Source organism: Halorhodospira sp. 9622 (assembly GCF_022228025.1).
Lineage (GTDB): Bacteria > Pseudomonadota > Gammaproteobacteria > Nitrococcales > Halorhodospiraceae > Halorhodospira > Halorhodospira halophila_A.
In genome coordinates, this window is record NZ_JAJNRE010000042.1 from 1 (window position 1) to 10850 (window position 10850).

Below are 10850 nucleotides of genomic sequence, written 5' to 3' on the forward strand. Positions count from 1 at the left end.
GTGGGGATCCTCGTCGGCGGCGGGCTGGCGCTCTACGACTGGCGGCCCGCACAAACGGATCCGCCGGTGACCGGCCCGGAAAACGGCGAGGTTCAGGAGTTCCGGCTGGCGATCGACGCCGAACGAAGACTGGAGGGGGTACGGTTCCAGGTCGAGGTTCCTGAGGGATTCGAGCTGGAAGGCCATCCGTCGCAGCGACGGGTCAGCTGGGAAGGTGATCTGGAACCGGGCGCCAACCGTCTGACGCTGCCGGTGCGCGGTATACCGGGGGCCGAGGTCGAGCAGGGAGAGTTGGTGACCCGCATCGAGCACGAGGGTCGGTCCCAGGAGCTGCGCCTGCCGGTCACCCTCGTCCAACCACATGAGCGCGAGTCCTGAAATGCGTCACCCAAGACTGGACGAGTTGAGCTGAAGGAGGAGGCAACGATGAGGACCAAGCCGAGAAACGCGAGTCGCCGGTTAGGCTACTTGCTTGTGCCGGTGGGGCTGTTGATCGCCTCGCTGAGCGTGCCGGTGGCCGCCGAGGAGGTCGAGGCCCAGGATGAGGTCGCCGCTGACGCCGGGGAGACCGTGTCCGAGGGCGAGACGCTACGGGATGCCACCATGCGCCGGCTCGACGACGACGCGACCGAGGAGGAGGTGGCGCAGGAGATCGAGTTGCCGGAGCAGGCGGCCGACCGGGCCCGGGAGCGTGCGGCCGAAGGCCTGGAGACGGCCAATGAGGCGCGCGAAGGCGGCCGGGAGTTCGGCCAGGAACGCGCCGAGGAGGCCCGCAGTCAGGGACAGGAGCGCGGGGAGCAAGCCCGTGCAGCCGGCCAGGAGCGAGGCGAGGAGGCCCGTGAAGCCGCTAGGGAACAGGCTGAGCAGGCACGCCAGCAGGCTGAAGAGGCCCGGGAGCAGGGCCGTTCGGTCCAAGACGACGCCCGTGAGGGCCGGGAGCGGGCCGAAGAAGCCCGGGAAGGCAATCGGCCGGAGGGTACACCGGCGAACTAGGCAGGCCGGAGCCCGGTGAGGGGGTGCTGGAACAATCGGCGCCTCCCCACAAAAAAGGGCCGCGGAACGTCCCCGTTCCGCGGCCCTTTCGGTGTTTGGTCGGGGCGGCAGGATTTGAACCTGCGACCCCCTGCACCCCATGCAGGTGCGCTACCAGACTGCGCCACGCCCCGACTCAGGCCGCAAAGTATACGGATCGAGACCGCGGCGCACAAGGGATCAGCGCTTGAGGATGTTGAGCACGCCCTCGAGCTCGATGCGCATCTGCCGGATGATCTGCTGGCTCTGGGCCACGTCCTCGCGCTCTTCGCCGCTCTCGAGCTTTTGGCGGGCACCGCCGATGGTGAAACCCTCCTCGTAGAGCAGGGCGCGGATGCGGCGGATCAGTATGACATCGTGACGCTGGTAGTAGCGCCGGTTACCGCGGCGCTTGACCGGTCTCAGCTGGGGAAACTCCTGCTCCCAGTAGCGCAGGACGTGGGGCTTGACCGCACACAGCTGGCTAACCTCGCCGATGGTGAAGTACCGCTTCGACGGGATCGGCGGCAGTTCGCCATCACTGCTCTTCTCGGGTTCCGGCATAGCTCTCGACGCGGCTCTTGAGCTTCTGGCCGGGGCGGAAGGTCACCACGCGCCGGGCGGAAATGGGGATCTCTTCCCCGGTCTTGGGGTTGCGGCCAGGCCGCTCGTTCTTGTCGCGCAGCTCGAAGTTGCCGAAGCTCGAGAGCTTGACCGGCTCGCCGTTTTCGAGGGCGGTGCGGATCTCCTCGAAGAAGAGTTCGACCAGCTCCTTGGCCTCCCGCTTGTTCAGGCCGACCTCTTCGAAGAGCCGCTCGGCCATATCCGCCTTGGTCAGCGACATCTTACTCCCCTCTCAGGCTCGCTCCGAACTGTTGCTGCAGGCGGGAAACCACCCCCGCCATGACGTCATCAACGTCGCGATCCGTAAGCGTGCGCGAATAATCCTGTAAAATCAAGCCCATGGCAACGCTTTTCTGGCCTTCAGGGACCCCTTTGCCCCGGTAGACGTCGAACAGTCGGCTGCCGACGGCGTACGTCCCGGCCGCATCGCGGGCGGTGCGAAGCAACGCCCCGGCGGGCACGTTATCGTCGACGAGTACCGCCAGGTCACGCCGGATCGACGGATACCGCGAGATGGGCTGGAAACGCGGCAGCGCGGCGCGGCTGAGCGCCTCAAGCGTGATCTCGAAGAGCACGGGGGCGCCGTGGAGCTCCAAGGCGTCGGCGTGCTCCGGGTGCAGGGTCCCGAGCCAGCCGACCGGGCTGTCGTCACGCAGGATCCGCGCGCACTGACCCGGATGCAGGGCCACGTGCTGTGCCGGCTCGAAGGTGAACGAGGCGGGCTCGCCGGTCTGGGCGATCAGTGCCTCGAGGTCCGCCTTGACGTCGAAGAAGTCCACCGACCGCCGCGGTGCATCCCACTGCTCGGCGTAACGGGGGCCGGCGGCCACGCCGGCGAGCATCGGTGTCTGGGCCAGGTCGTCGAGGTGGCCGCGGAAGGTGCGCCCGCACTCGAACAGCCGGACCCGTTCGTGTTGGCGGTGCTGATTGCGCTGCGCAGCCATCAGCAGGCCGGGCCAGAGCGAGGTGCGCATCACCGCCAGCTCTGCCGACAGCGGGTTGGCCAGCGGCAGCCCCTCGGCCTCGGGATCGAGGCGCTGCTGGAGCTGCGGATCGACGAAGGCGTAATTAATGGCCTCGAAGTAGCCACGCTCGACCAGCGTCGTGCGCAGGGGCCGGTCGTCGAGCTGCTGCTCTGGGGCCGCGGCTACGTGCAGCGGCGCGCGCAGGGGGCGTTCGGGGACGTTGTCGAAGCCGTAGAGGCGGGCCACCTCCTCAATGAGGTCCACCTCGCGCTCCATGTCGAAGCGCCAGCTCGGCGGCTGGACGCGCCAGCCAGCCTCAGTGGATTCCGGGCGCGTGCCCAGGCGCTGGAGCATGCCGCTGACCTGTTGCTCTTCGATGGACCAGCCGAGCAGGCCTTCAAGGCGCTCGCGGCGCAGTTCGATGGGCGCGCGGCGGGGTAGGGCGTCGGCGGCCACGACCTCGTTGATCGGCCCCGGGCGGCCGCCACAGATGCTCAGCACCAGCTGCGTGGCGCGCTCGCTGGCGGCACGGGGCGTCTCGAAGTCCACGCCGCGCTCGAACCGGTGGGAGGAGTCGGTGTGCAGGCCGTAACGTCGGGCCCGACCGGCGATGGTGGCCGGATGGAAATGGGCTGCTTCGAGGAAGATGCTGGTGGTCGCGTCGCCCACGGCGGTGGTCTCGCCACCCATCACGCCGGCGAAGGCCACCGGACCGGAGGCATCGGCGATGACCAGCACGCCGTCGTCGAGCTCCACCTGCTCGCCGCCGAGCAGCGTCAGCGTCTCGCCGGCGCGCGCGCGACGGGCGGTCACCGGCGGGCTCAGGCGGTCGAGGTCGAAGGCGTGCAACGGCTGACCGTACTCGAGCATGACGTAGTTGGTGATATCCACCAGCGCCGAGACGCTCCGGATCCCGGCGCGGCGCAGACGCTCGCGCATCCAGATCGGTGTGGGCGCCTGCGGATCGACATCGCGGATCACCCGGCCGGTGTAGCGCGGGCAGTCCGCCTCGGCCTCCAGGGTGATCGGCAGTTGCTCGTCGCAGGCCGCCGGCACGGCCTGCGGCTCGGCGGTGTGCATCTCGGCCCCGGTGCGTGCCGCCACGTCCCGCGCGATCCCGATCATGCCCAGGCAATCCGCGCGGTTCGGTGTGAGGTCGATCTCGAGGACGGTGTCATCCAGCGCCAGGGCCTGGCGAAGATCGCTCCCGGGGGCGAGGCTCTCGGGCAGCTCCAGCAGCCCGTCGGCCTCGTCGCTCAGGCCCAACTCGCTGGCCGAGCAGAGCATGCCCGCCGAGGCTACGCCGCGCACCTCGGCGGCCTGGACCTGCAGGCCGCCCGGGAGCTCCGCGCCGGCACGCGCCAGCGGCGCGCTCAGGCCGGGGCGCGCGTTCGGGGCACCGCAGACGACCTCCAGGCGCTCGCCGCCGGCGTCCACGTCGCAGACTTGGAGGCGGTCGGCCTCGGGGTGGGGCCGGCAGTCGACGATCGAGCCGACCACCACACCAGTGAAGGCCGGGGCGGCGGGCTCGATGGCATCCACCTCGAGGCCGGCCATGGTCAGTGCCTCGGCCAGCGCCTCGGTCGAGAGCGATGGGTTCACCCACTCGCGCAGCCACTGCTCACTTACACGCATGGTTCACCGGAATTGCCCGAGGAAGCGCAGATCGTTGTCGAAGAACAGGCGCAGATCGTCCACGCCGTAGCGGAGCATGGCCAGGCGCTCGACGCCCATGCCGAAGGCGTACCCGGTCCACTGCTCGGCGTCGATGCCGGCGTGCTCGAAGACCGCCGGATGAACCATGCCGCAGCCGAGCACCTCCAGCCAGCCGGAGTGCTTGCACACCCGGCAGCCATCGCCGCCGCAGATCACGCACTCGACGTCGACCTCGGCCGAGGGTTCGGTGAACGGGAAGTACGATGGCCGAAAGCGCACGGCGACCGGGCGCTCGAAGAAGGCGTTGAGGAACTCGTGGAGGACGCCCTTGAGATCCGCCAGGCTGACATCGCGATCGACCAGCAGCCCCTCGACCTGGTGGAACATCGGGGTGTGGGTGAGATCGGAGTCGCAGCGGTAGACCCGTCCCGGGGCTACGACGCGGATGGGCACGCCGTCGCGCTCCATCACGCGAATCTGCACCGGGGAGGTGTGCGTGCGCAGCAGCCGTGTGGCGTCGAAGTAGAACGTGTCATGCATCGCCCGCGCCGGATGGTGAGCGGGGATGTTCAGCGCCTCGAAGTTGTGCCGGTCGTCCTCGACCTCCGGCCCGTCGGCGGCGTGGAAACCGGCACCGGCGAAGATCGCGGAGATACGCTCGAGGGTGCGGGTGACCGGATGGAAGCCGCCGCGCTCGGTGCCGCGGCCGGGTAGGGTGACATCGATCCGCTCGGCGGCCAGACGCTGCTCGAGAGCGGCTCGCTCAAGTTCGGCGCGCCGGGCCTCGATACGCTGACTGACGCGCTCCTTGGCGGCATTGATGGCCGCACCGGCCTCGGGCCGCTGCTCAGCGGGCAGTTGACCGAGACCCTTGAGCAGGGCGGTCAGCCTGCCTTTCTTGCCGAGATAGGCGACCCGGACCTGATCCAGACCCGCCAGGTCAGAGGCGCCGTCTACGGCGTCCTCTGCCTCCCGGGTCAGCGCGTTGAGTTCGTCCTGGTAGTCGGCACCCATGCCCTGGCGAGCCGCCCTCAGTTGCTGAGGGCGCCCTGGGCACGCTCGGCCAGCGCCGCGAAGGACTGCGGCTCGTGGACGGCCAGGTCAGCCAGCTGCTTGCGGTCGACCTCGATGCCGGCCTGCTGCAGGCCGTTCATCAGGCGGCTGTAGGACAGGCCGTGCTGACGCGCTGCCGCATTGATGCGCTGGATCCACAGGCTGCGGAACTCGCGCTTGCGCAGGCGGCGGTGGGCGTACGCGTACTGCCCGGACTTGATCACCTGCTGGCGGGCGATGCGGAAGGCGCTGCCCCGCATGCCGTAGTAGCCCTTGGCAGCCTTGAGAACCTTCTTGTGCTTGGCGCGGTTGGTGACGCCCCGCTTGACTCGTGACATGGAAGAACGCTCCCGTGTTTACTTGGCGACCATGCGCCGGACCATCGGCGCATCGCTCGCGTGGACCTCAGTCAGCTCGCGCAGACGGCGCTTCCGCTTCGGGTCCTTCTTGGTCAGGATGTGGCTGTGGTTGGAGCGCGCGCGGGTGATCCGGCCGGAGGCCTTCACCTTGAAGCGCTTCGCTGCGCCACGGTTGGTCTTGAGCTTGGGCATGACTGCCTCCCCCTCATCACAAAAAGAAGCGAGCGCGCCGCCTGACTAGCGGTACGCGCCCGCAGCGTGGTTCGACACCTTACTTGCCCTTGCGCGGGCTCATCATCATGACCATCAGCCGCCCTTCCATTCGCGGCCGCTGGTCCACGGTACCGACATCGCTGAGCTCTTCCTCGAGCCGGTCCAGCAGGCGCTTGCCGAGCTCTTGGTGCGCCATCTCCCGGCCGCGGAAGCGGATCGTCACCTTCGCCTTGTCGCCTTCCTCGAGGAACCGGCGCAGGTTGCGAAGCTTGACCTGGAAGTCGCCCTCGTCCGTGCCCGGACGGAACTTGACCTCCTTGACCTGAATCTGCTTTTGCTTCTTGCGCGCCGCCTGCTGCTTCTTACTCTGCTCGAACTTGAACTTGCCGTAGTCCATGGCACGGCAGACCGGCGGGTCCGCGTTGCCATCGATTTCCACAAGATCGAGTCCCTCGTTTTCGGCTTGCGCAAGGGCGTCTTCGGTGGGCAGCACGCCGACCTGTTCGCCGTCCGAACCGATCAACCGCACCTGCGGTACCGTGATCTGCTCGTTGATCCGGCGGTTGTCGCCGCCGCCGCCACGCCCGCGTTTCGGTCTCGTTGCGATCCTCTAATCCTCCTGTTCGCGCCCGTGACCCGCGATATCGTTACCAAGCCGCGATACGAGCTCTTCCAGTTCCATGGAGCCGAGGTCGGTGCCGTCGCGGTGGCGGACGGCCACCGTACCGCTTTCCAGCTCCCGGTCCCCAAGAACCAGCATGTAGGGAACCTTCTGCAACGTATGCTCGCGGATTTTATAGCCGATCTTCTCGTTCCTCAAGTCGGCCTCGGCGCGGAAACCGGCTTCGAGCAGCCGTCTCTCCACCTCGCGGGCGTAATCGCCCTGGCGGTCGGTGATGTTGAGCACCACCGCCTGGACTGGAGCCAGCCAGGTGGGTAGGGCGCCCCCATAGTGCTCGATGAGGATGCCGATGAACCGCTCCAGGGAGCCGAGGATGGCCCGGTGGAGCATCACCGGCGTACGCCGCTCGCCGTCGTCATCGACGAACTGTGCCCCCAGCCGGCCCGGCATGGAGAAGTCCACCTGGATGGTGCCCAGTTGCCAGACGCGCTCCAGGCAGTCGCGCAGCGAGAACTCGATCTTCGGCCCGTAGAAGGCCCCTTCGCCGGGCTGCAGGGTATAGTCGAGCCCGTGCGTTTCCAGCGCCGTGGCCAGCGCCGACTCGGCCTTGTCCCAGAGCGCATCGTCGCCGACCCGCTCGTCCGGGCGGGTGGAGAGGGCGATGAGCACATCGTCGAAACCGAAGTCCCGGTAGGCGCGGTAGACCAGATCGATGAAGGTGCGGACCTCCTCCTGGATCTGGTTCTCGGTGCAGAAGATGTGGGCATCGTCCTGGACGAAGCCGCGTACCCGCATGAGCCCGTGCAGCGTGCCCGAGGGCTCGTTGCGGTGGCAGGAGCCGAACTCCGCCAGGCGCAGCGGCAGGTCCCGGTAGCTCTTCAGGCCCTGCTTGAAGACCTCCACGTGGCACGGGCAGTTCATCGGCTTGACCGCGTAGTGCCGCGATTCGGACTCGGTGACGAACATGTTGTCGGCGAACATCGCCCAGTGGCCGGAGCGCTCCCACAGGCTGCGGTCCACCAGCATCGGGGTGTGGATCTCCTGGTAGCCGTTCTCGCGCATCAGCTGGCGGATGTACTCTTGGACCTCCAAGTAGAGGCGCCAGCCGCGCGGGTGCCAGAACACCATCCCCGGCGACTCCTCCTGGACGTGGAAGAGATCCTGGGTCCGGCCCAGCCGCCGGTGGTCGCGCCGCTCGGCCTCGGCCAGGCGGTCCAGGTAGGCCTTGAGCTGCTTGCGGTCCGGCCAGGCGGTGCCGTAAACGCGCTGGAGCATCTCGTTGTTCTGGTCGCCGCGCCAGTAGGCGCCGGCCACCTTGGTCAGCTTGAACGCCTTCAGCCGGCCGGTGCTCGGCACGTGGGGGCCGCGGCACAGATCGGCGAAATCGCCCTGGCGATAGACCGTGATGGTCTCGCTCTCGGGCAGGTCGTCGATGATCTGCGCCTTGTAGGTCTCGCCCTGCTCAAGGAAGAACTGCCGGGCAGCCGCCCGGTCCCAGACCTCGCGCTCCACGGGCTGGTCGGCCTCGGCCAGCTCGCTCATGCGCTGTTCGATCGCTTCCAGCTCGTCTTCCGAGAGGGAGTGCTCACCGGCGAAGTCGTAGTAGAAGCCGTTGTCCACCGTCGGCCCGATGGTCACCTGCATCTCGGGGTGGATCTGCTTCACCGCCTGGGCCATCAGGTGGGCGGTGGAGTGGCGGATCACGTCGAGCCCGTCCGGGTCGTTGGCGGTGACGATCTCCACGCGCGCATCGTGCTCGATGGGGCGGTCGAGATCGATCAGTTCACCGTCGATGCGGCCGACGATGGCGTCCTTGGCCAGCTTGCGGCCGATGGACTCGGCGATCTCACGGGTGGTGACGGGGTGATCGAACTGCTTGACGGAGCCGTCGGGGAGGGTGATGGCGGGCATGGCTGAGCCTCCACAGTGGTGACCGATACGAGGGGCCACGTGCATGAATGACTGCGCCCGGCGCGATATCCCTACAGTCAGGGGTCGCGACCGGGCGCAGTGCAGCGTATCTGGTAGGCGCGAGTGGACTCGAACCACCGACCTCCACCATGTCAAGGTGGCGCTCTAACCAGCTGAGCTACGCGCCTGTCGATGTGCTGCGCATTCTAATCGTGTGCGGCGTGGAGTCAACCCCTGATTGTAACGCCTTGTTTTGTCAGTGCCTCCGCCGCTTTCGTGTTTCGCGGGCAGAGGCGTCTTCACTGCGGGAAAACATATCAGCGCTCTGATGTGTTGGTCCATCAAGCTGCTTGTGCCCATCTCGTGCCCGAATTGTGCCCGACTCGGGCCCGGGGTGACGCGGGCCTTCACCATAGGAGCTCTAGGACTGATCACCACCTTGTTCTGGGTCCTTCGCGGGAGTGGACTGTTCAGGGACGTACTCCGCGATTGGGCTTGACCCGCTGCAGTGGATACCTGACCGTTTGACCAGAGGAGGTATCCACCATGAGCCAGGACCGTCCCCCGTCGGAGTACCGGCAGAAGATCCTGGAGCTCGTCTGGCAGGGGCATGAGCCCGCGGAGCTGGCACGGGCGGGTACGGATCGCTGCCGGCGGTGAGAATGGCGTACCTTGGGTCTAACAATGTTTGAGGGACGGTGTCCCGGAGCTTGACCGGGCTCATGGTGCGCTGGGCAGCGCCGTCTCCGCAGTACGAGCCGCCCCGGTGCGGCACGCGAGCGAACGAGGAGCATTGAATGGGTAATGGCCACTCGCCTTCCAACGACGAACAGTCCTCGTCCATCGCCGCCATCCGCTCGGAGCTCGAGCGCGCACTCGGCGATCAGTCGTTTTCCTCCGAGCAGGAGCTTCAGGATGCCGTGGCGCAGAAGGTGGCGGAGCTCAATCAGTCGCCGGTGACCGATTTTCAGGGGCTCTCCCGAGAGCAGATGCACCGGCTTCTCCATGCGCCGTTCGACGCCCCGGATCTGGTGCGCTTCGCCGAGGGCATCGAGGCGCGCCCCGCTGCGACGGCGTTCCGGCTTCTGGAGGTCATTGTCGATGCGGCCGGCGAGGAAGGAATCAAGCTGACGGCTAAGGGAAACCTGCCGCGTGCTGTGGTCTTCGAGGCCAAGGAGGCGCTGAAGGCGGAAGGGCTCAAGCGGGAGTGGCTCCCCGGGGTGATCCGCAACGAAGACGACTTCCTCGAGCTCCACCTCATTAAGGTCACGGCCGGTCTGGCGCGGTTCATGCGCAAGGAGCGCGGCCGGCTCAAGGCGACCCGCGCAACGCAGAAGCGCTTTCGCAAGGGCGAGTGGGCGGCGATCTACCACGCGCTGCTCCAGGCCTACTGCCGTCAGTTCAACTGGGCCTATGCCGATGGGTGGCCCGATCTGAGGATCGTGCAGGATTCGTTCGCCTTCTTCCTGTATCTCCTCCACCGCTTCGGAGACGAGCCGCGGCCGGTCTCGTTCTACCAGCGATGCTTCTCGCAGGCCTTCCCGGCAGCCCTTCGGCAGGTTAACGAGGAAGAGGTACTGTTTCCGGGCGACTGTCCCGAGCGGATTGTGCACAACTGCTGGTCGGTCCGCACCGTACTGCGCTTCGCCATGCCTTTCGGGCTGATCGAGGAGGTTGGCGGTGAAAGCGACGTACCCTGGCTGAAGGGAGAGCCAGAGAGCTTGGTTATCCGCAGGAGCGCGCTCTACGACCGAGTGGTCTCCTGGGGACTCACGTGAGCCGACGGATGGTAAGTTCGCCGGCTGGGTCGGTCACGGGTTCTGGTGCTGGCGGCTAGTTGTCGGCGAAGGGTGCAGCGAGGGCTCGGAAGACGCCGCGAATGACCGGGTCCTCGGAGTACGGTTCGCTGCGATCATCAGCTCGTAAGTGGCGGACCTGGTAGCCGAAGTTGCGCTGAAGGTCACGTAGATCCTCATCGGCGTCGATGCACTCGAGCAACGAGAGTGGCACGGACCAGTCCGGCCTGCCGTTGTAGAGCACTAGGGGGATGATCGGCGGTAAGTGGCGATACCGATGCGCACGTTGCTGGGGCGTGTGCTCGGCGTGGCGTTGCCAGATCCGCTGCATGTACCCGAGCAGCTGTACCGGTGTGCTGGCGTCCGGCGCAGATTTGTGCTCGATCAACGATGTAGGCGGCCCGGCCGTCGCGAAGGCGAGCTTGGAAAAGGCGGTCGCTGTGTGATGGTTGCAGATTGGGGGATCGCCACCTTCGCCCTCCTGGTCTTCCTGATCGCCCATGTGTACATGGCCTCGACCATGGGCCGGCCCTGGTAACAGCACCTCAAGACGATGGTTACCGGCTATCACGAGGAGCGCGATTAGGGCGGCTCCCGCCGGCGGCGGAGGGGTGCCCCCTCCGCCTCATCCTCCACGCTC

12 protein-coding genes and 2 tRNA genes are annotated in these 10850 nt (G+C 67.2%); 3 read left to right on the plus strand and 11 right to left on the minus strand.

The features are described from left to right. Positions 1-378, plus strand: a 378-nt coding sequence (locus LRG07_RS12950; RefSeq protein WP_238642606.1) for a hypothetical protein, incomplete at its 5' end; no start/stop codon positions are given. A gap of 48 nt (positions 379-426) precedes the next feature. After that, the gene (locus LRG07_RS12955) at positions 427-993 is read left to right on the plus strand and encodes a hypothetical protein (protein ID WP_201168378.1); all 567 of its coding nucleotides are present in this window, start codon (positions 427-429) and stop codon (positions 991-993) included. A 96-nt stretch (positions 994-1089) separates the two neighbouring features. Here LRG07_RS12955 and LRG07_RS12960 read toward each other — a convergent pair. From LRG07_RS12960 to LRG07_RS13005, 10 genes are all read right to left on the minus strand, one after another. After that, a tRNA-Pro gene (locus LRG07_RS12960) sits at positions 1090-1166 on the minus strand. A gap of 46 nt (positions 1167-1212) precedes the next feature. Then, positions 1213-1575 (minus strand): MerR family transcriptional regulator, encoded by a 363-nt coding sequence (locus LRG07_RS12965; RefSeq protein WP_201168250.1) that lies wholly within the window; start codon positions 1573-1575, stop codon positions 1213-1215. Next, complete coding sequence (ihfA, locus tag LRG07_RS12970) at positions 1550-1855, minus strand: integration host factor subunit alpha (protein ID WP_011813244.1); 306 nt, start codon at positions 1853-1855, stop codon at positions 1550-1552. The genes LRG07_RS12965 and ihfA overlap by 26 nt, the downstream gene beginning before the upstream one ends. A 1-nt stretch (position 1856) precedes the next feature. After that, on the minus strand, positions 1857-4235 hold the full coding sequence (pheT, locus tag LRG07_RS12975; protein ID WP_201243000.1) for a phenylalanine--tRNA ligase subunit beta: 2379 nt from the start codon (positions 4233-4235) through the stop codon (positions 1857-1859). A gap of 3 nt (positions 4236-4238) precedes the next feature. Continuing rightward, positions 4239-5270, minus strand: coding sequence for a phenylalanine--tRNA ligase subunit alpha (gene pheS, locus LRG07_RS12980; protein ID WP_201168246.1), 1032 nt, complete (start codon positions 5268-5270; stop codon positions 4239-4241). Positions 5271-5287: 17 nt separating this feature from the next. Further along, on the minus strand, positions 5288-5647 hold the full coding sequence (rplT, locus tag LRG07_RS12985) for a 50S ribosomal protein L20 (protein ID WP_011813241.1): 360 nt from the start codon (positions 5645-5647) through the stop codon (positions 5288-5290). Positions 5648-5665: 18 nt separating this feature from the next. Further along, the gene (rpmI, locus tag LRG07_RS12990; RefSeq protein WP_201168244.1) at positions 5666-5860 is read right to left on the minus strand and encodes a 50S ribosomal protein L35; all 195 of its coding nucleotides are present in this window, start codon (positions 5858-5860) and stop codon (positions 5666-5668) included. Positions 5861-5939: 79 nt separating this feature from the next. Next, the gene (infC, locus tag LRG07_RS12995) at positions 5940-6437 is read right to left on the minus strand and encodes a translation initiation factor IF-3 (RefSeq protein ID WP_201168453.1); all 498 of its coding nucleotides are present in this window, start codon (positions 6435-6437) and stop codon (positions 5940-5942) included. A 54-nt stretch (positions 6438-6491) separates the two neighbouring features. Next, positions 6492-8414 carry a threonine--tRNA ligase gene (thrS, locus tag LRG07_RS13000; RefSeq protein ID WP_238642607.1) on the minus strand — a complete coding sequence of 641 codons (1923 nt, stop codon included), beginning with the start codon at positions 8412-8414 and terminating at the stop codon, positions 6492-6494. Between the two features lie 111 nt (positions 8415-8525). Beyond that, positions 8526-8602, minus strand: a tRNA-Val gene (locus LRG07_RS13005). Between the two features lie 609 nt (positions 8603-9211). Here LRG07_RS13005 and LRG07_RS13010 point away from each other — a divergent pair. After that, a complete protein-coding gene (locus tag LRG07_RS13010) occupies positions 9212-10192 on the plus strand; it encodes a hypothetical protein (RefSeq protein ID WP_238634898.1) in 981 nt (326 codons plus the stop codon). Between the two features lie 55 nt (positions 10193-10247). On the opposite strand, the gene LRG07_RS13015 is transcribed toward LRG07_RS13010, so the two are convergent. Further along, positions 10248-10712 carry an Rpn family recombination-promoting nuclease/putative transposase gene (locus LRG07_RS13015; RefSeq protein WP_238642609.1) on the minus strand — a complete coding sequence of 155 codons (465 nt, stop codon included), beginning with the start codon at positions 10710-10712 and terminating at the stop codon, positions 10248-10250. Positions 10713-10850 lie beyond the last annotated feature (138 nt).